Here is a 19,168-nt window from a genome sequence, read left to right as displayed (position 1 = left end):
CATTCATAGAGAAGGCGTTTCCTTTCGGGATGCGCGATCTGCGATCATCATCAATGCGAGGCAGAGGAGCCCCAGAATGAGTCCCAGTCCGGCGGCATCGAATGTGCGATAGCTGCCCATGCGCTGCAAGAGGAGATAGGGGAGCGTCAAAAGCGCGTCACTGCCGAAAAGGGCAATCGTGCCGAGGTCGCCAAGAGAAAGCGCCATGGCGAAAGCAAAGGCCATGCTAGCGGGACGCCGGATCGAAGGCCAGTCGATGAGCCGGAAACGATTGAGGCTGTGAATGCCCAACTGCGCGCAAAGCCGGTTGTGGCGGCTGGCCGCCGTATCCCATGCGGGCCGGAGAAGGCGCACGGCAAAAGGCATCGCCATGGCGGCATTTACGGTGACGACCATGAAGGGCGCCGCCGTGAAAGGGTCGGTAAAACGGCGGAGCAGGATGAACCAGCCCGCGCCGATTACAATCGGCGGCATGACAAGGATGAGGCTCGCGCCGGTGTCGAAAATATTGGCCAGCCTGCGTTTTTTTAACGCCTCGCGGGCAGAGACGAGTGCCAGTGACAGAATGACCGAGAGAAGTGCTGCCGAAAAACCGAGAGAAAGACTGGTGCCAATGGCGCGCCAGACCGGCGCTTCGGTCAACAACCGGCCGAAATCGGCAGCGAGACCGGAAACAACAACGCCTGCCACCGGCAGGGCGACATAGAGGAAGCCTGCCGCGATGACGATGATGTTAAAAACCCTTTCAGCTGCGGACGTCTTGCCATAGCGCCGCAGGGTTGCTGCATGCGTGAAGCCTTCTTCGGATGGCCTGCCGGTCAGCCGCAGGGCCAGAAGAACAAGCAATGTCAGCGCAAGCTGGGTGAAGGTGAGCGCAACGGCGCCGCCCGGATCGAAATCGAAATGCAGGCTCTGGTAGATCGCGACTTCCAGCGTGGTGGCGCGGGGGCCGCCGCCGAGCGTCAGGACGGTCGTGAAACTCGTCACGCAGAGCATGAAGATGAGACCGATCATGCCCGGCAGATTGCGCCGGATCACAGGCCATTCGATGAGGCGGAAACGTGCCCCATTGCCCATGCCGAGCTGTGCGGCAAGCTTCCAGTAATCGGTCGGGATCGAATCGTAAGCTGCCAGAATGAGACGGACGGCTAGCGGCATGTTGAAGAAGACATGCGCGATCAATATACCGGTGATGCCGTAAATGTCGGGCTGGAAGGGGTGACCAGCTGCTTCCGATAGATGAGCAACGAGACCGTTACGGCCATAGATGCCGGTAACGCCCAGAACTGCGACGAGGGCGGGCAGGGCAAGCGGCAGGGCGAACAGGCGCAGGATCAGCCCGCGACCCGGAAAATTTGCTTCGGCATAAAGCGCGCGGGCGACCGGAACCGCAAACAGCACCGAAAGCAGGCTCGACGCGATTGCCTGCAATATGGTGAAGCGCGCCACCCGCCACAGATAGGTGTCGAGATTGGCGGCAGCGTCGAAACCGCTGCTGTCGGCCTCGAAGGCAAGGGCCGCAAGCGCGCCGCCGGCAAGCACGAACAGAAAGACAAGTGCCAGCACACCCGCGACGGGTTTCATCGCGGGTGTGACATCAGGTTGGCGCCGCGCCGGATGCGCGGTCATCTGCTCGTTGCGGCCAGCCATTCATCGACCCAGGACTTGCGATTTCTGGCCACTTCGTCGGATGGAATGAGCAGGGTCTTTTCCGGCTTCGGGAGAGCATCGAAAGCGGCAGGAAGTGCGGCGGAAATCTTGCCCGCCGGGTACATCCAGTTGGTTTCAGGAATGACATCCTGAAAGCCTGGGCCAGTCATGAAAGCCAGAAATTTTTGCGCCAGGGGATTTTTTGCGCCGGTTGTGGTCTGGGCGGCCAGCTCGATCTGGAGATAATTGCCTTCCGGATAGGCCAGAGCCTTATAACGATCCGTCTTTTCCGCGATCATGTGATAGGCGGGAGACGTCGTATAGGACAGCACCATCGGGGCTTCGCCCTTGGTGAAAAGTCCGTAGGCTTCCGACCAGCCGGGGGTAACGGTGAGAATGCGCTTCTGCAATTTCTGCCAGGCGGCTTCCGCCTCGTCGCCATAGACCGATTTCATCCAGAGCAGCATGCCGAGCCCCGGTGTCGAAGTGCGGGGATCTTGCAGTACGATCTTCTGGGACGAATCGCCTTCGACCAGTTCCTTCAGGCTTTTGGGCGGGTTGGGCAGCTTTTCGGAATCGTAGACCACGGCAAAATAACCGTAATCATAGGGAACGAAAATATCGTCCTTGAAGCCGCCCGGAACGCTCACGTTGTTCTGGTCGATGCCGCTCGGGGCGAAGAAACCGGTAGCGCGTGCTTCGGTCGTCAGGTTGGTATCGAGGCCGAGGACGATATCGGCCTTGGTGTTGCTGCCTTCGAGCTTGAGGCGGTTTAGCAGGGCAACGCCGTCGGCGGATGCAATCCAGTCAACTTCGCAGTTGCATTCCTTTTCGAAGTTTTCCTTCACGTTCGGGCCGGGCCCCCATTCGGAAACGAAGCTGTCATAGGTATAGACGGTGAGCTTGTCTTTCGCCTGAGCCGAAGGCGTGAAAGCGATGGCAGCGGAAAATGAAAAGGCCAGCAAAGATAAAAGCCGCATCACGGCACTTCCTTTCTTTTACTACAAGAGGATTGAGCGCCGTTTTATGGAGCATCTAATCCCTCCGCCGGTGCAAACCGGATCAGGTTCAGCGGGTTGGCCGTTTTATTCAGCATTTCCGGACGCAAAACCGTTTCACACTTTTGCTGGAAATGCTCTTTGGACCTCTCAGCCATCAGCAAAGCGGATGGCACCCCGTTAGAGCGACTGGGACAATAATCTTTCAGGACGGGAAGAGCAAGGGACCGGCGCGGCAGTGAATGTGGCTTCCGGCGCGGATTTGCCCGTGTTATGAGCGGCTTATGAGCACATTCGTCATTCTCCTCGGCGGCGATCTGACCGTGACTGATCGCCTGAAACGCCAAATTGCAGGTGCGCGCATTCTCGCTGCCGATAGCGGTATCCGTCATGCTGCGGCGCTCGGCGTGGAACCGGAACTGTGGCTGGGTGACTTCGATTCGGCCTCTGCCGAATTGCAGGCGCAATATCGACACGTACCGCAGAAACGATTTCCATCGGCCAAGGATATGACAGACGGGGAGCTTGCTTTCGAGGAAGCCTATGTGCGGGGCGCGACACGGGTCATTCTTTGCGGGGCCTTCGGGGGGCAGCGGACCGATCACACGCTACAGCATCTCACCATGGCGACGGCGCAGGCAGCGCGCGGACGGGAGATCATGCTCTCCAGCGGAGCGGAGGAAGCATGGCCCCTGCCGCCTGGAGATTATATTTACGACTTTCCTAATGGAACGCCCTTCAGCGTCATCAATTTCAGCACAGTGGAAGGCCTTTCGATCACGAATGCAGAGTGGCCGTTAGATAATGTGACCCTTCCGTTCGGCTCTTCATGGACGGTTTCCAACATTGTTCGCGGAACACTTCGCATTACTGCGCGTTCTGGCCTCGCGATACTTGTAGCCAACTTGGAGATGGCGGCTTCCCCCATTGCGGGCTGCTAACCTTACCAATTGAAAGAGCTTGACGCTGGCAAACGAAACGTATTGTAAATGGGTCAAGCGGGTGTCATCTGCTTAAGCGCCGAAATTGGGGACGCAAGGTCGGTGATTAGTTCAACCCTGTAGGAGATGTTCCAATGAAATCGCGTCTTACGATGATTGCAGTTGCTGGCGTGCTTGCGTTCTCGACAGCCGCATGCACGACCAACGAACAGCGCACGGCCGGTTATGGCGTCGGCGGCGCAGCGCTCGGCGCTCTCGCTGGCGGCGCAATCGGCGGCAACGGCCGCGGCGCTCTGACCGGTGCTGCTATCGGTGCTGTGGCTGGTACGCTGCTTGGTGCAGCCCAGACCCGCAATGGCGTGCAGTATTGCCGTTACCGCGACCCGTATGGCCGCATCTACGAAGCACCCTGCCAGTAATTTCTGGGCCAGTAATAGCGGGCAAGCAAGTTTACGGACAGGCCGGGGAAACCCGGCCTGTTTGTTTTTAGCGGGACTTTTCGTGCGTTCCATTTGACAGAACGGCTTTTGTCGCGGACAAGCAGGGCGGAATTTTCAATCCTGTTTATCGAAGAGAACCATGGCACCACCACTCCTTCGCCTCGACCAGATCAAGCTCACCTTCGGAGGCACGCCGCTTCTGGAGGATGCCAGCCTTTCGGTGAGCGAAGGCGACCGTATTGCACTGGTCGGACGCAACGGGTCGGGTAAGTCCACCCTGCTCAAGATTGCCGCCGGTATGGTGGAGGCGACATCGGGCGAGGTTTTCAAACATCCGGGTGCAACCGTGCGCTATCTGCCGCAGGTGCCGGACATGGACGGCTTCGCCAATGTGCGCGCCTATGTGGAAGCCGGGCTGGGGCCGACCGACGATCCCCACCGCGTCACCTATCTTCTCGAACATCTGGGGCTGACCGGTGGGGAGAAGCCGGATCATCTTTCCGGCGGCGAAGCGCGGCGCGCCGCGCTTGCGCGGGTGATCGCGCCGCAGCCTGATGTGCTGTTACTGGACGAGCCGACCAACCATCTCGATCTTACGACGATCGAATGGCTGGAAGGCGAGCTTCGCCAGATTCGCTCGGCCATTGTTCTCATCTCGCATGACCGGCGCTTTCTGGAAAATGTCAGCCGGGCGACTGTCTGGCTTGATCGCGGCATCACGCGTCGTCTGGAACAAGGCTTTGCTCATTTCGAGGAATGGCGTGACAAGGTTCTGGAAGAAGAAGAGCGCGATCACCACAAGCTGGGGCGCCAGATTGCCCGTGAAGAACACTGGCTGCGTTACGGCGTCACGGCGCGCCGCAAGCGCAACATGCGCCGCCTTGGTGAATTGCATTCCATGCGCGCCGATTTCCGCAACCACCGCAAGGCGCAGGGAACCGCGGTTCTGGCGGCAAGTGACGCCAAGGAATCCGGCAAGCTGGTGATCGAAGCCAAGGGGCTGAGCAAGGCCTATGGCGAGCGCGTGCTGGTCAAGGATTTTTCGATCCGCGTGCAGCGCGGCGATCGTATCGGTCTTGTTGGTCCCAACGGTGCCGGGAAAACGACGCTTTTGTCGCTTCTGACTGGCAAGCTTGAACCGGATTCCGGAACCTTGCGGCTCGGCGTCAATCTCGAAATGGCAGAACTCGACCAGAAGCGCGAAAGCCTCAATCTGGACGAGACGCTGGCGCATTATCTGACGGACGGGCGCGGAGAAAGCCTTGTCGTGAATGGCGAGCAGCGGCATGTCGTATCCTATATGAAGGACTTTCTGTTCCAGCCTGAACAGGCGCGCACACCCATTCGCGAGCTTTCCGGAGGTGAACGCGCCCGCCTGATGCTGGCCCGCGTTCTGGCGCGCCCCGCCAACCTGCTTATCCTCGACGAGCCGACCAACGATCTCGATATGGAAACGCTCGATCTGCTGCAGGAGCTGGTCGCCGGTTTTCCGGGCACAGTCATTCTGGTCAGCCACGACCGCGATTTTCTGGACCGCACCGTTACTTCGGTCATTGCGCCGGAAGGTGACGGGCGCTGGCTCGAATATGCGGGCGGCTACGCCGATATGATGGCGCAGCGCAAGGAACAGGCGCTCAACCGGCGCTCTATCAAGGCACCAAGCGCCCGAGGTGACGAGAAGCCGGAAGAGGACGCATCCCAGCCCAAGCGTGAGGAAAAGCGCAAGCTCTCCTACAAGCAGAAATTCGCGCTTGAAACACTGCCCGGCAAAATGGATGCGTTAGCAAAGGAAATCGCAGTGCTGGAAGGGAAGCTTGCCGATCCGCAGCTTTATGCCAAGGACCCGGCGTTGTTCGGCAAGACTGCCGATCTTCTTGAGAAAAAACGCTCAGAAAATGCGGCCATGGAAGAAGAATGGCTGGAACTGGAAATGCTGCGCGAGGAGATCGAAGGGTAGGGCTACCCTTAGAGCGGTTCCGGTTAAAGCGGAACCGCTCTAACTATCTGTTTTGTCGCATTATCCTACGCAAAACCGCTGCGCACTTTTGCTGGAAATGCTTTAGATGCCTTGAAATTTAACTGCTCGCCTTGTTCAGCAGGGCGATTTCATCGTCGCTGAGCTTCAGCTCTGCTGCGGCGATCAATTCACCGAGCTGGGCCGAGCGCGTGGCGCTTGCGATGGGCGCTGTGACTGATGGCTGCGCGATCAGCCACGCGATTGCGACCTGCGCAGGCGTGACATCGAGATTGCGAGCCACGTCGTCGAGTGCAGCAATGATCCGCGACCCCCGATCCGTCAGGTATTTCTCGACCGACTTGCCGCGCGCACTTTGTGCCAGATCGTCAGCGGAACGGTATTTGCCGGTGAGGAAACCGGCTGCCAGTGCGTAATAGGGAATGGCGCCGAGCTGGTTGTCGCGGCAGATCTCCTCCAGCCCGTTTTCGAAATCCGCGCGGTCATAGAGATTATAAAGCGGTTGCAGGCTCTCATAGCGCGGCAGGTTGTTGGTCCGGGCGACTTCCAGTGCCTCGGTCAGCCTTTCAGGCGCGAGATTGGACGCACCGATGGCGCGTACCTTGCCCGCCTCGATCAGTTCCTTATAAGTGCCGAGCACGTCTTCAAACGGTGTTGCGGGATCGTCCCAGTGGGACTGGTAAAGATCGATATAATCCGTCTGAAGCCGTTTGAGGGAGGCATCGACCGCCTTGCGGATATAGGCTGGGGCAAGACCCTTCTCGTCAGGGCCCATTTCCGAGCCGACCTTGGTGGCAATAACGACCTTGTCACGCAGGCCGCGCGATTTCAGCCAATTGCCGATAATGGTCTCGGACTCGCCGCCCACATTTCCGGGCGCCCAGGCGGAATAGACATCCGCCGTGTCGATGAAATTGAATCCGGCATCGACAAAACGGTCGAGAAGCGAAAAGGATGTCGCTTCATCGACCGTCCATCCGAATACATTGCCGCCAAAGCACAACGGCGAAACGTTGAGTTCACTACGTCCGAGCTTCCTGAACTCCATGGACCCTATCCCCTTCCTTCGAGCGCGGATCGCGGGCGATCCGCCGGGTTACGATTTCAGGAGAAGGCGGCCGCGAGAGCCGATATCAGCTCATGCCAAGCGCATCCATATAGAGCTGCAGCATGGCTTCTTCTTCCTGACGTTCATGGTCTTCTTTTTTACGCAGACGAATAATGGTCCTCACGACCTTGCTGTCAAACCCCGAACCCTTCAATTCCGCGTAAACTTCCTTGATATCGTCGCCGATGGTCTTTTTTTCTTCTTCCAGGCGCTCGATGCGCTCGATGAAAGCGCGCAACTGGCCGACAGCAATCGTTTGGGCTTCGCTGGTAATGTCGTCGCTCACGAGGAGTTCTCCAATTCAAAGTCTATGATGGTGCGGATGCGCATTGCGCGAGAACCGCTTATCGAAAGTCTGGACCGTTTTTCCCGCGAGTCGCAGGCAAAATTAAGAGCCTTTTTCGATGCACGAGCCGGTTTGACGGGTCAAGCCCTGTGGATAGCGGGCAAAGCCTCTCCTGACAGCCCTGTTATCCAATGCGATCGGCGCGCGATCCGAAATGCCGGACAGTGTGGATGTCTGGAAGCGTATTGATATGCGCGATCATCGGAGCCAGCCTGTCGGCCCATTCCGCAGTTCCCTTGTCATCGGCAATCAGGTCCTGCCGCACTTCGATCAGGACATGGGCGAAGCCCTTCGCCGTCGCATGCCGGTACATGGCATCATTCTTGAGTGCACCATCGTAAGGCTCGTTGTCGCCGACGATAAGACCGGGATTTTCGCGCAACAATGACAGAAGCGGTTTCACGGCGCGATCATCCTTGTCCCACAGAAGGCCGATCTGCCAGGGGCGGGGCTTGTCCTTCCAGCGTGGCGTGAAGGAATGGATCGAAACGATGAAGGGGCCCCCACCGCTTTCCGCAGCCACGCGCTCGCTCGCCCGTGCAACCGCATTGTGATAGGGACGATAGAAGCGTTCAAGACGTTCCTCGCGCTCGCCCGCCGACATCGGATAATTGCCCGAAATGACCGCGCCGTCGGATAATTGCATGATGAGCGTCGGATCATCCTCTCCGCGATTGGGATCAATCAGCAGACGCGAAAAACCTCCGAGAACCGCTGGCGCGTTCAGGCGGCTGGCAAGCCCGCGCGTCAAATTCTCGACGCCGATGTCATAGGCGATATGGCGGTCGAATTCACTTTCCTGCAAACCAAGCGTGCCATATTCGGCAGGAACGTCGCGGCGGGCATGATCGGCAGTGAAAAGAAGGCCGAGGCTGAAATCGCCGTTAATCTCATGCAGGGGAGAAAATGGTGACGCGGATTGATGCAGCATGGAGCAAAATCCCAAAGCTCGTTGGGGAGGGGCCGACGGGAATTATTTCTGTGGTCTAAGGGAAGCTGTTTCACGTCTGTCATGAGAAAGCCCGGATTGCAATGATCATTCTTGGGCCTGGAGCACCTGTTCTCTACCGGACTGCGTTGACATCAAAGGCGAAACTGCCGAAAAGAGAGCGACCCGGAAACCGGGTTTCAGGTGCGATGCAATTCGTACAACATAAAAGCGATAGCGGGCTGAAGGGGTTCGGCGAATGCGATTTCCACTATCTCTAGCTTTGTTTGCCGGAGTGCTGCTGAGTGCGCTGGGTATGACATCCATAGAGGCGCGCGCCGACTTCCGCGTATGCAATGCGACCCAGAATCTGGTCGGTGTGGCCATCGGCTACCGGGCCAAGACCGGCTGGGTGACTGAAGGCTGGTGGCATATCGAAGGCGCTGCCTGCAAAACGCTGCTCGAAGGCCCGCTTTCTTCACGCTATTATTACCTCTATGCCGAAGATGCCCAGGGAGGCGGGCGCTGGGAGGGCAAGGTCAATATGTGTGTGGCCGAAAAAGAATTCCGTATTACTGGCGTCCAGGATTGCTTTGCGCGCGGTTTCCAGCGCAACGGCTTCCAGGAATACGACACCGGGGAACAATCGAGCTGGATGGTTCAGCTTACCGATGAAACGCCGACCCAAAATCCCACCGTTACAGGAACGAATAGTCAATGAAGCGCAACCGCAAGGTCAAGATTCTCGCCACGCTAGGTCCGGCGTCGGGCGAGGAAGCCGTCATCCGCAAGCTGTTTGAGGCAGGCGCGGATGTGTTCCGCATCAATATGAGTCATGCCGATCATGACCTGATGCGCACCCTCGTCAAGCGCATCCGCAATGTGGAAAAGGAACTGGGCCGCCCGATCGGCATCCTCGCCGACCTCCAGGGCCCCAAGCTGCGCGTCGGTAAGTTCAAAGCTGGCAAGGTCGATCTCGTTCCCGGCCAGACCTTCACCCTCGACAATAATGAAGCGCCGGGCGACGAAACCCGCGTCTATCTTCCGCATCCCGAAATTCTTGAAGCTGTCGAGCCGGGCCATCGCCTGCTGATCGACGACGGAAAGCTGCATCTGGTTGCCGAAGCAAGCGACGGCAAGTCGATCCGCTGCAAGGTGATTTCCGGAACGCGCATTTCGGATCGCAAGGGCGTCAGCCTTCCGGATACGACGCTTGGCGTCGGCGCGCTCACGGAAAAGGACCGCAAGGACCTCGATGCCGTTCTGAAGGAAGAGATTGACTGGGTTGCGCTTTCCTTCATCCAGCGTCCCGAAGATCTGGCCGAAGTGCGCAAGGTTTCGCGCGGCAAGGTCGGCCTGATGTCGAAGATCGAGAAGCCGCAGGCTGTAACGCGCCTTGATGAAATCATCGAGCTTTCCGACGCATTAATGGTCGCGCGCGGCGATCTTGGCGTTGAAATGCCGCTCGAAAGCGTTCCGGGCATTCAGAAGCAGATCACCCGCAAAGCACGCCGCGCCGGCAAGCCGGTCGTTGTCGCCACGCAGATGCTGGAATCGATGATCACGGCTCCTGTCCCGACACGCGCCGAAGTGTCGGACGTTGCAACCGCCGTATTCGAAGGCGCCGATGCGATCATGCTTTCGGCGGAATCAGCCTCGGGCCAGTATCCGGTTGAAGCCGTCGCCACCATGAACCGCATTGCGGAGCAGGTGGAAAAGGAGCCGACCTATTCGACGATCATCGATGCGCAGCGCGCAGCACCGGAGCCGACGGGCGCCGATGCAATCTCGCTTGCTGCACGCCAGATCGCGGAAACGCTGAAGCTTTCAGCCATCGTCACCTATACTGCTTCCGGCACGACCGGCCTGCGCGCTGCCCGCGAGCGTCCGCGCACGCCGATCATCGCCCTGTCGCCAGTCGTCGATACCGCCCGCAAGCTGTCGCTCGTTTGGGGCCTCCATTGCGTTGTGACCGCCGATGCGCATGATCTTGAAGACATGGTCAACCACGCCTGCGAAATCGTCTTCCACGAGGAGTTTGGCAAGGCAGGCGACCGCGTCATCATCACCGCCGGTGTTCCGTTCGGAACGCCCGGCGCAACCAACATGCTGCGCATCGCTTATATAGGGCCAGATGGAAAATCAGGCATTTAAAGCATTTCCAGCAAAAGTGCGGAGCGGTTTTGCGTCGGATAATGCGTAAGAATAGGAATAACCCGATCTGATTTCATCAGGTCGGGTTATCTTGTAAAATTCCGGCCGTGACGGCCTGCAAATGGCGTTATTTTGCGCTTCCGGTTCTCAAACCCCACCATTTTCGACTCGTCACAGCCAGAATCTCAACCAGTCATGGCAGACGGCATCTAAAAACGCGCTCCTTCGGGCGCGTTTTGTTTTGGTCATTATGAATTTCGAGAATGTTTCGCGGACGGGTGCGAAGCGGTTCTAAGTCCGCGTGTCGGTCAGTTCGTCAGCCAGATCATTGAAGTTCTTCTGTGCGTCGCGCATCATCGGATAAACGATCAAAGCCTGTTCATAGGCTTTCAGCGCCTGTTCCTTGAGCCCACGCAGGCGCAAGATGGCTGCCATACCGGTCAAAGCGCCATAATGGCGAGGTTCCAGCTCCAGCGTACGATTGATGTCGTACATGGCATGGGCATAATCTTTTTGCAGAAAATAGACTGTAGCGCGGCGGTTCCAGGCCTCCGCATATTCCGGGTCGAGTGCAATAGCCTCGTTCAGGAAGTCGATAGCCGAAGGATAGCGCTGCTCAAGCATCGCCGTGTTCGCCCATTGCATCAGAAGATCGACCGTGGCGCTGCCCGACTGCGACCAGAGCGTATTGATCTGCGAGCCAATGCGCCGCGCCTTGGCTTCATCCGTTGTACGGCGAAGATCGGCAAAGAGCTTGTCGAGACGCTCTTCCGGTGTTTCGGCTGCAGCCGGTGCCGGCTTTTCGGGCGCTGGTTTCTGATCGCTGTCCGGGCCGGTCTGAACGGGCGTCAGCGGCGCCGTAAGCGGGATTTTATCGGGCGCTGCTTCGGCATAAGCCAAAGGCATCGTGCCCAGTGACGCGATCACAGAAAAAGAAATCAGACATGCAAAAACGTTCCGCATGCGCATAGATTTTATCATGCGCAGCGAAACGTCAAATGCAAAATCAGAAATAAGATTAGCCCTGACGAGCCTTGTAGCGCGGGGCAGTCTTATTGATGATGTATACGCGGCCCTTGCGGCGGACCAACTGGCAGTCGCGATGACGGGCCTTAAGCGCTTTAAGCGAGTTCTTGATCTTCATGTCAATCACCGGTCTTGTTGGCCCGTTGACGTGCAGATGCCGCGGGGCTTCATAAAAACAGGCGCCCGAGGCGCCAATTGGTTACAGGCACTGTTAGATGCCCGAAGGGTTGGCCGAAATACACAAGGTTTCAGGCAAATGTCAACTCCTGAGCGGCAGATTCAGGGCGCTGGAGCTGAAATTCTTGGCGGGTGGTAAAAGATTCCTCGGGAATCGGCAGGATTCCCGAGGAACATTATTTCTTGCGAGGCTGGATGCGCGTCACATGCCCCATCTTGCGGCCCGGACGTGCTTCCTTTTTGCCGTAAAGATGCAGCACGGCGTTCTCTTCAGAGAGAATCGCCGGCACCTTGTCGACGTCATTGCCGATAAGATTTTCCATCACGCAATCGGAATGGCGGTCGGTGTTGCCCAAGGGCAATCCGGCAACGGCGCGAATGTGCTGTTCAAACTGCGAAATGGCACAGGCCGCTTCCGTCCAGTGGCCGGAGTTATGGACACGCGGGGCAAACTCATTTGCCAGCAATATGCCGTCCTTCAGGACGAAGAATTCGAGCCCCAGCACGCCGACATAATCAAGCGCATTCAAAAGCTTTGTAGCGGCTTTGCGGGCAGCTTCCGCGGTGCTTTCGGAAATGACAGCCGGTACCGTCGAGGTGGCAAGGATTCCGTCCTTGTGTACGTTTTCGGCGATATCGAAGATTGCGATGTTGCCGTTGCGATCACGCGCTGCGATCACCGAGACTTCCCGCTCGAAATCGATGAAGCCTTCGAGGATTGCAGGCGCTCGATTGATTGCAAGAATTGCCTTGTGGGCTTCGCTCTCGTCGAGGGATGTCAGGCGGACCTGTCCCTTGCCATCATAGCCCAGACGCCGCGTCTTGAGGATGCCGCGCTCTCCAAGGGCTCCCAGAGCCGCGATCAGGGTTTCCTCGTCATCCACGAGGCGCCAGGGAGCCGTTTCGATATCACTTTCGTTGAGGAACTGTTTTTCCGTGAAGCGATCCTGCGAGACTTCGAGTGCCGCGGGCGGTGGCAAGACCAGAGCCGTTTCGGCCAGCCTGTCGGCGGCGCTCACCGGCACGTTCTCGAATTCGTAGGTAATGACATCGGAAGCTGCGGCAAGTTCCGCAAGCGCCTTCGGATCGTCATAGGCCGCGACGATCTGGCGATTGGCGACTTGTGCCGCCGGGCAATCGGCCTGCGGCTCCAGGATTACGGTTTCAAAGCCGAGCCGCGCTGCGGCCATGGCAAGCATCCGTCCGAGTTGGCCGCCGCCGATGATGCCGATGGTTGCACCGGGCTTCAGTACGGAATTGTTCATATCAGGCCTCGTTCGAAGGGCGTTCCGCCACGCTTTCCGTCTGCGCCGTGCGCCAATCATCGAGGCGGGCTGCGAGTGCGTCGTCATAAAGCGCCAGAACGGCTGCGGCGAGCAGTGCGGCATTGACCGCACCGGCGCGGCCGATCGCCAGCGTGCCGACAGGAATACCGGCTGGCATCTGCACGATGGAAAGAAGCGAGTCCTGGCCTGAAAGCGCCTTGGACTGAACCGGGACGCCGAAGACAGGCAGAGGTGTCATGGCTGCTGTCATGCCCGGCAGGTGAGCCGCGCCGCCCGCGCCCGCGATGACGACCTTGAAGCCTTCCGCCTTGGCCCCCTTGGCAAAGGCAACGAGCCGATCAGGGGTGCGATGCGCGGAAACAATCCGGGCATCGAAGGAAATGCCGAGTGCTTCGAGTGTGTCCGCTGCATGGCGCATGGTTTCCCAGTCGGACTGGCTTCCCATGATGATGGCGACATCGGCAGTAACGCTCATTGATCTTCCTGCTCCGCTTCTTTCGTACATGTCTAGGGTGATGTTAAAATGAGAGAGCCGGGCAAACCCCGGCTCTGTCATGGATCGCTATGGATATTCAGGCGATGATGTCGGGGATGACCCGATCTTCCATCTCCTGCAGCTTGTCCTTGATTGCGAGCTTTTTCTTCTTCATGCGCTGGACGCGCAATTGGTCGCAGCCAACCGCTATCATGGCGTTTATGGCAGCATCAAAATCCGCGTGTTCCTGTTTCAGTCGTGCGACGGCCAACCTGATTTCGGCCTGTTCCTGATCGGACATGCGGTGCCCCGTTCTGTTGAATAGTTTTACGGGCCGCGCCAAACCATAAAAAGGTGCGGCGTCAGCCCGTTTCCGGCGAAGCCCTTATCACATTTTTCGCGTCAGGAAAATGCTACCACGACAAAATCGACTTTGCATCAAACTCATGCCAAACTGTCATGGTTCTGTCATGGACGCGGCTGTCGAAGGCGACAAACAATACCGCATCCTTGGCAGCCGGGACTGCGTGTTTGGCCCGGAAATACAGGAGGTGTGCCGGGCGCTCATGCAGGTTGAATGGCGGGATAGCGGGCAAACGAGTTCCACGTTGTTCCGTAAATCAGGGAAATCAACCAAAGGAGATCTGATGATGGCTATCGAGTCCCATCTTGCCACGCTCGAAAAGAAGCACGGCGCTCTGGAACAGGAAATTTCCGAAGCCCTAGCGTCACCGGCAATGGACGACCTGCATGTTGCATCTCTCAAGCGCAAGAAGCTCATGCTCAAGGACCAGATCGAAAAACTGAGATCCCAGGTAACACGTCACTGAAAAGGAAAACCCCGCTTTGATCGCGGTTCGGTAAGGCGCCTCCAGCCATCGAGATAGAAACAGACCGGGTCTGACGAGCCGCGGGTTTCTTATTTGAGGTGTTCCGCAAACTCTACTGCTGGCAGGGACCCTCAATCTACGGGTGAAGACGCTGGATTGCAGTCTTGGCGGCTGTGTCACAGCCGCCGAACATATTGTTGTAATTATTTAAAATCGATTGTTCATAGCGTCTTTCTACGAGCAGATCAGCTTTCCATTTCAGCTCTCGGGTCAAGGTTCAGCGCTTCCGGCGTGGCGCCGCGTTCTGACGGCATGCTCATGAACTGGTCCTTGTCCTCCTTCGGAACCGAAGCGCGCCTGCGGGAACGGAACAGCGCGTAGCCAGTGATGGAAATATGCGCGAGCATAGTGATGGCGAAGAGGCCGGACGGCCAGAAAATATCCATGGCCGCCGCCGCCAAAAGCGGCCCGAGCATTGTGCCGAAACCGTACAGCAGCAAAAGTCCGCTCGATACTTTCACAAAGCTTTCCGATGTCGCGTGATCATTCGCATGGGCGACCGCAACAGGATAGAGCGCATAGGCGAGTGCGCCGTAGCAGCCGGTCATGGCGATAATGACGGGGCCGCTGGAAGGCGCGACGAGGAAGGCGATGAGACCAACCAGAGCCGCCAGTGCCGCCACGCTTGCCAGCACGAAACGCCGGTCGACCAGATCGGAAATGCGGCCGATCGGAATCTGCATCAAGGCGCCCGCTGCAATTGTGACGCTGACCATCAAGGCGATTTCGGTCGTCGATATGCCGGATTTGGCACCGAACACAGCGCCAAGCGTTCCCCATGCGCCATTGGCAATGCCAATAAGGATGCAGCCGACAAAGGCGGCGGGCGAATTATTATAGAGCGCCTTGAGATCAAGTTGCACTTCCGTCAGGGGTTTGGGGCTGACAGCGGTGGAAATCGCGGTCGGGATAAGGGCCAGACAGAAGAAGATGCCGCTTATCATGAACAGATGATCGGAGCGCACATCGCCTGCAGCCACCAGCATCTGCCCGGACATGGTGGCTCCGTAGTTGACCATCATGTACATGCCGAAAATCTTGCCGCGCGATTCGTTGGTTGCACGCTCATTCAGCCAGCTTTCGATGACCATGAAGGCGCCGGCCATGGAAAAGCCGGTGAAGGCGCGCAGGATCACCCAGATCGTTGCATCGACGAAGACACCGGAAAGCAGGGCAATGATCGCAGCCGATGCGGCAAAACAGCCGAATGCCCGTACATGGCCGACGCGGCGCACCAGGCGCGGCGCGAATAGGCAACCGGCAACGAACCCACCGGCCCAGGTTGTTCCGAGCATACCGAGCGATGCGACCGAAAAACCTTCCGCGCCGCCACGCAGTGGCAGCAGAAGACCATGAAGTCCCGAAGCGATAAGGAGGAAGGCTGTGCCGCAGAGGAGGGCCAGAACCTGAATGTAAATGCGCAAAATTCTATTCCCGCAATTTGGAGCTGGGCGGTCAATGCAGCTGAGCGCCCCTTGCGATCAGTGACTATGTTCCTAAAGGTTTCATTCGGAAATGGTTCCGGAGACTTTGCTCCGGCAACCATTTCCGCTGGAGAAATCTTCGCTATCGAAACAGTGCTTCTGCCGCTGCACGGCTGTCGCCCTTCTTCAGGCGTGCAGCTTTCAATCGCTCTATTTCGGATTGCAGCAGGGCAATATGCTGGTCGATCTCCGTGACCGACAGCAGCGACAGTTCCTCCTCGCTTAGCACCACGCTGTTGCGGGGCTTTGGCACCTCATCATCGAAACCGCTCATAGCCGTCCTCCGTGGTCAATGATGGCTCAGAAAAGATTTAACACCTTGAATCGTCGCATATATATTTGGGAAAATCGATGACGATTTCCCTAACGCGATGTCTTGCATCCGTCATGCGGCATTTGTGCGACGATGCTGACCGGCAACTGCCCATAGCGTAGGGCACGAAATCTGAATGGAGTTTTGAACATGATGGCCGACCTGCCTTCCCAGATGACCGCTATCGAAATCTCCGAACCGGGCGGACCCCATATGCTTCGCCCTGTTCAGCGCTCGGTGCCGGAACCGAGGGAAAATGAAGTTCTGGTGCGGGTTCGTGCCGCAGGGGTCAACCGACCGGATGTTTTGCAGCGGCTGGGACAATATGCACCGCCGCCCGGCGCGTCGGATATTCCGGGGCTGGAGATTGCCGGTGATATCGTTGCCGTGGGCGGCGGGGTGAAGCGTTACAAGATCGGCGATCAGGTCGTCGCATTGCTGGCCGGCGGTGGTTACGCCGAATATGCCGTCGTGCATGAAACCAATGCGCTGCCCCTGCCTTCCGGCTATGGCTACATCGAAGCGGCGGCGATCCCGGAGACTTTCTTCACTGTCTGGCACAATGTGTTCGAACGCGGCGGGTTGAAGAAGGGGGAGACGTTTCTGGTTCACGGCGGCTCGTCGGGGATCGGCACGACAGCCATTCAGCTCGCCAAGGCGTTCGGAGCGACTGTCATTGCGACTGTAGGCTCGAAGGAAAAGTGCGACGCCTGCGTGAAACTGGGGGCAGATCGCGCCGTCAATTATCGGGAAGAAAATTTTGTCGAGGTCGTCAAGGAAGTGACGGGAGGCAGAGGTGCCGATGTGATTCTCGATATGGTCGGCGGTGATTATGTCGATCGCAATTACAAGGCTGCGGCCGAGGATGGCCGCATCGTGCAGATCGCCTTTCTCAATGGTGCGAAATCCACGGCCAATTTTGCGCTGCTGATGACCAAGCGCCTGACCCATACCGGCTCCACGCTGCGTTCAAGACCGGTCGATTTCAAGGCCGGCATCGCGCGGGAACTGGAGGCCAAGGTCTGGCCGCTTCTGGCGCAGCGCCGCGTTGCGCCGGTGATGGACATGATCTTTTCGCTGAAAGACGCCTGGCGCGCGCATGAGCGCATGGAGGAGGGCAGGCACATCGGCAAGATCGTACTCGATATCGCCTAGGCACAGACCCATTCTTGCTCTGGCGACAAAAAAACTATATATAGGCCGTGATTTCCCGGAAATTGTGGTTTTGCCCACGTCCCGCGCCACCGGAGCGGACGAACAGAAGGATTATATCTAATGGCCACCCAGCTTCTTATGCCGAAGGCAACGGCCGTTTGGCTTGTCGATAACACGGCCCTGTCCTTTGACCAGATTGCCGCTTTCTGCAAGCTGCACCCGCTGGAAGTGAAGGCTATTGCCGACGGTGAAGCTTCGCAGGGTATCAAGGGTCTTGACCCGGTCATCACTGGCCAGATTTCGCGTGAAGAAATCGCGAAGGGCGAAAAAGACCCCTATTATCGCCTGAAGCTTTCCGAGCCCAAGGTTCGCGTTCCTGAAGCCAAGCGCAAGGGACCACGCTACACGCCGCTTTCCAAGCGCCAAGACCGCCCGAATGCGATTCTCTGGCTGGTTCGCAATCATCCTGAACTGAAGGATGCGCAGATTTCCCGCCTGATCGGCACGACCAAGTCGACCATCGAGCAGATTCGCAATCGCACGCACTGGAACTCGGCAAATCTGACGGCGATGGACCCGGTTACGCTCGGTCTCTGCTCGCAGATCGATCTCGACATCGAAGTCGAACGCGCTTCGCGCAATCGCCCGGCCACGCCGGAAACGGACAGCACCTTGCTGCCAGCTTCCGCGACCGAGAATTATGACTATCGTGACGAGCAGCCGGCGGAAGACGAACTCGATGCGGACAAGGTTTTCGCCAAGCTCTCCTCGCTCAAGAGCTCGACCCCGGACGAAGACGAAGAAGAATAGTCTGGACGAGAAATCGCTTTATCGAAATGCCAAAAAGCCCGGCTTTAGCAGCCGGGCTTTTTCTTTTCGTCTTGGGAGGTACTCAGTCCTTGAAGGCGTTATATTCGCTCAATTCCATGAGGCGGTAGAAATCCGCCAGCGTCTTGCCGCGTTCGGCCCGGAATACCCGGCCTGCATTGTTCGCCTCCACGATGCGGTCGGTGCGGAACGTGCGGAACGCATTGCGCAATTCGCACCAGCCGATAACCGTCCAGACCTTGCCCCAGAACCAGAGGCCGAGCGGACGAATATCGCGCTCGCTTTCCCGCGATTCCAGATCGCGATAGCGGATATTGAGTACGTTGCCCTGATCGACCGCTCGCTCAACCGCGTCGATGATGCGGCGCTCGTCCATGCTGATGCGAGCGGTTGGCGCATGAATCTGTGTGCTGGTGATGCGGGCGCGCTCTTCCTTCGGCAGAACGGCTTCGATCTTGACAAGTGCCTCTTCCGCACCGCGCGCCATGGAAACGCCGCCCCAGGCGCGGATGAGGCGCGCCCCTGCAACGAGGGCGACAATTTCGTCGCGCGTGAACATCAGCGGCGGCAGTTCGAAACCCTGCCGCAAGATATAGCCGACACCGGCTTCGCCATCGATGGGGACGCCTGTCGACTGCAGATCGGAAATGTCGCGATAGATGGTGCGTTCGGAGACTTCCAGCCGCTCGGCCAGCTGGCGCGCGGTGACAAGCCTGCCACCGCGCAGGTGCTGAACGATCTGAAAAAGGCGGTCTGCACGGCGCATTCCGTTTCAGTCTCCGTTGCAGTATCTGGTTTTGCGCTGTTCCAGATAGCGATCCGGCCAGCCCAGATCCTTGCGCAGGTCTTTCGGCAGGCCGTCGATGACCCGCTGTGTGCGGATAAACCGGCGGCGCTCGTCCTGCCTGCGCTTGTATTCCTTCAAAACTGCGATCAATGGTGCGATTGCGAGTGCCATGGTGAAAACTCCCTCATCCTTGGATACGCAGTATCG

The 19,168-nt window shown here is 58.1% G+C and carries 22 protein-coding genes and 1 riboswitch; of the genes, 8 read left to right on the top strand and 14 right to left on the bottom strand.

The features are described 5' to 3' along the window. Window positions 1-3: 3 nt before the first annotated feature. Complete coding sequence (gene thiP, locus J9800_RS20430; RefSeq protein WP_114216993.1) at window positions 4-1,629, bottom strand: thiamine/thiamine pyrophosphate ABC transporter permease ThiP; 1,626 nt, start codon at window positions 1,627-1,629, stop codon at window positions 4-6. Next, window positions 1,626-2,630 carry a thiamine ABC transporter substrate binding subunit gene (gene thiB, locus J9800_RS20425; RefSeq protein ID WP_114216921.1) on the bottom strand — a complete coding sequence of 335 codons (1,005 nt, stop codon included), beginning with the start codon at window positions 2,628-2,630 and terminating at the stop codon, window positions 1,626-1,628. Before thiB ends, thiP begins: the two co-directional genes overlap by 4 nt. A gap of 42 nt (window positions 2,631-2,672) precedes the next feature. Next, window positions 2,673-2,838, bottom strand: a riboswitch (TPP riboswitch). Window positions 2,839-2,932: 94 nt separating this feature from the next. On the opposite strand from thiB, the gene J9800_RS20420 reads away from it, so the two are divergent. The 3 genes from J9800_RS20420 to J9800_RS20410 all read left to right on the top strand — a co-directional run bounded on the left by J9800_RS20420 (window position 2,933) and on the right by J9800_RS20410 (window position 5,986). Next, window positions 2,933-3,589, top strand: a complete 657-nt coding sequence (locus J9800_RS20420; RefSeq protein WP_112591330.1) for a thiamine diphosphokinase — start codon at window positions 2,933-2,935, stop codon at window positions 3,587-3,589. A 134-nt stretch (window positions 3,590-3,723) separates the two neighbouring features. Then, window positions 3,724-4,008, top strand: coding sequence for a YMGG-like glycine zipper-containing protein (locus J9800_RS20415; protein ID WP_112591332.1), 285 nt, complete (start codon window positions 3,724-3,726; stop codon window positions 4,006-4,008). A 160-nt stretch (window positions 4,009-4,168) separates the two neighbouring features. Then, complete coding sequence (locus J9800_RS20410) at window positions 4,169-5,986, top strand: ABC-F family ATP-binding cassette domain-containing protein (RefSeq protein WP_114216920.1); 1,818 nt, start codon at window positions 4,169-4,171, stop codon at window positions 5,984-5,986. A gap of 118 nt (window positions 5,987-6,104) precedes the next feature. Here J9800_RS20410 and J9800_RS20405 read toward each other — a convergent pair whose 3' ends face one another. The 3 genes from J9800_RS20405 to J9800_RS20395 all read right to left on the bottom strand — a co-directional run bounded on the left by J9800_RS20405 (window position 6,105) and on the right by J9800_RS20395 (window position 8,389). After that, a complete protein-coding gene (locus J9800_RS20405) occupies window positions 6,105-7,052 on the bottom strand; it encodes an aldo/keto reductase (protein WP_210845918.1) in 948 nt (315 codons plus the stop codon). An 85-nt stretch (window positions 7,053-7,137) separates the two neighbouring features. Then, window positions 7,138-7,398, bottom strand: coding sequence for a DUF2312 domain-containing protein (locus J9800_RS20400; protein ID WP_002964837.1), 261 nt, complete (start codon window positions 7,396-7,398; stop codon window positions 7,138-7,140). A gap of 184 nt (window positions 7,399-7,582) precedes the next feature. Beyond that, complete coding sequence (locus J9800_RS20395; RefSeq protein ID WP_114216918.1) at window positions 7,583-8,389, bottom strand: N-formylglutamate amidohydrolase; 807 nt, start codon at window positions 8,387-8,389, stop codon at window positions 7,583-7,585. Window positions 8,390-8,645: 256 nt separating this feature from the next. Here J9800_RS20395 and J9800_RS20390 point away from each other — a divergent pair, with 256 nt between their 5' ends. Together J9800_RS20390 and pyk are read left to right on the top strand one after the other, a co-directional pair. Beyond that, window positions 8,646-9,107, top strand: a complete 462-nt coding sequence (locus J9800_RS20390; RefSeq protein WP_112591340.1) for a DUF1036 domain-containing protein — start codon at window positions 8,646-8,648, stop codon at window positions 9,105-9,107. Further along, window positions 9,104-10,540 (top strand): pyruvate kinase, encoded by a 1,437-nt coding sequence (gene pyk, locus J9800_RS20385; RefSeq protein WP_114216917.1) that lies wholly within the window; start codon window positions 9,104-9,106, stop codon window positions 10,538-10,540. The genes J9800_RS20390 and pyk overlap by 4 nt, the downstream gene beginning before the upstream one ends. A gap of 291 nt (window positions 10,541-10,831) precedes the next feature. Here the strand turns inward: pyk and J9800_RS20380 are convergent, their stop codons facing one another. From J9800_RS20380 to J9800_RS20360, 5 genes are all read right to left on the bottom strand, one after another. Beyond that, complete coding sequence (locus tag J9800_RS20380) at window positions 10,832-11,521, bottom strand: tetratricopeptide repeat protein (protein WP_114216916.1); 690 nt, start codon at window positions 11,519-11,521, stop codon at window positions 10,832-10,834. Between the two features lie 37 nt (window positions 11,522-11,558). After that, window positions 11,559-11,684: a type B 50S ribosomal protein L36 gene (ykgO, locus tag J9800_RS20375; protein WP_006467766.1), complete on the bottom strand. Its 126-nt coding sequence runs from the start codon at window positions 11,682-11,684 to the stop codon at window positions 11,559-11,561. Window positions 11,685-11,919: 235 nt separating this feature from the next. Next, window positions 11,920-13,008, bottom strand: a complete 1,089-nt coding sequence (locus J9800_RS20370) for a 5-(carboxyamino)imidazole ribonucleotide synthase (protein WP_114216914.1) — start codon at window positions 13,006-13,008, stop codon at window positions 11,920-11,922. A gap of 1 nt (window position 13,009) precedes the next feature. Continuing rightward, on the bottom strand, window positions 13,010-13,504 hold the full coding sequence (gene purE / locus J9800_RS20365; RefSeq protein WP_114216913.1) for a 5-(carboxyamino)imidazole ribonucleotide mutase: 495 nt from the start codon (window positions 13,502-13,504) through the stop codon (window positions 13,010-13,012). 97 nt (window positions 13,505-13,601) lie between these two features. Then, a complete protein-coding gene (locus tag J9800_RS20360) occupies window positions 13,602-13,805 on the bottom strand; it encodes a YdcH family protein (RefSeq protein ID WP_006471281.1) in 204 nt (67 codons plus the stop codon). A gap of 346 nt (window positions 13,806-14,151) precedes the next feature. On the opposite strand from J9800_RS20360, the gene J9800_RS20355 reads away from it, so the two are divergent. Further along, the gene (locus J9800_RS20355; RefSeq protein ID WP_021588029.1) at window positions 14,152-14,334 is read left to right on the top strand and encodes a YdcH family protein; all 183 of its coding nucleotides are present in this window, start codon (window positions 14,152-14,154) and stop codon (window positions 14,332-14,334) included. Between the two features lie 245 nt (window positions 14,335-14,579). On the opposite strand, the gene J9800_RS20350 is transcribed toward J9800_RS20355, so the two are convergent. After that, a complete protein-coding gene (locus J9800_RS20350; protein ID WP_112591353.1) occupies window positions 14,580-15,818 on the bottom strand; it encodes an MFS transporter in 1,239 nt (412 codons plus the stop codon). 142 nt (window positions 15,819-15,960) lie between these two features. Further along, a complete protein-coding gene (locus J9800_RS20345) occupies window positions 15,961-16,152 on the bottom strand; it encodes a DUF1192 family protein (RefSeq protein WP_112591355.1) in 192 nt (63 codons plus the stop codon). 189 nt (window positions 16,153-16,341) lie between these two features. Here J9800_RS20345 and J9800_RS20340 point away from each other — a divergent pair, with 189 nt between their 5' ends. Both J9800_RS20340 and J9800_RS20335 read left to right on the top strand, forming a co-directional pair. Further along, window positions 16,342-17,346 carry an NAD(P)H-quinone oxidoreductase gene (locus J9800_RS20340; protein ID WP_114216912.1) on the top strand — a complete coding sequence of 335 codons (1,005 nt, stop codon included), beginning with the start codon at window positions 16,342-16,344 and terminating at the stop codon, window positions 17,344-17,346. A gap of 120 nt (window positions 17,347-17,466) precedes the next feature. Further along, window positions 17,467-18,156 (top strand): DUF1013 domain-containing protein, encoded by a 690-nt coding sequence (locus J9800_RS20335; protein WP_112591359.1) that lies wholly within the window; start codon window positions 17,467-17,469, stop codon window positions 18,154-18,156. A gap of 82 nt (window positions 18,157-18,238) precedes the next feature. Here J9800_RS20335 and J9800_RS20330 read toward each other — a convergent pair whose 3' ends face one another. After that, window positions 18,239-18,940: a helix-turn-helix transcriptional regulator gene (locus J9800_RS20330; RefSeq protein WP_112591361.1), complete on the bottom strand. Its 702-nt coding sequence runs from the start codon at window positions 18,938-18,940 to the stop codon at window positions 18,239-18,241. A 6-nt stretch (window positions 18,941-18,946) separates the two neighbouring features. Continuing rightward, entirely contained in the window at window positions 18,947-19,132 is a 186-nt protein-coding gene (locus J9800_RS20325) for a hypothetical protein (protein ID WP_112591363.1), read from the bottom strand. Window positions 19,133-19,168: the final 36 nt, after the last annotated feature.

The sequence above is a fragment of the Ochrobactrum sp. AP1BH01-1 genome (assembly GCF_018066705.1).
Taxonomy (GTDB): Bacteria; Pseudomonadota; Alphaproteobacteria; order Rhizobiales; family Rhizobiaceae; genus Brucella.
This window is presented reverse-complemented; position numbering and strand designations above follow the sequence as displayed.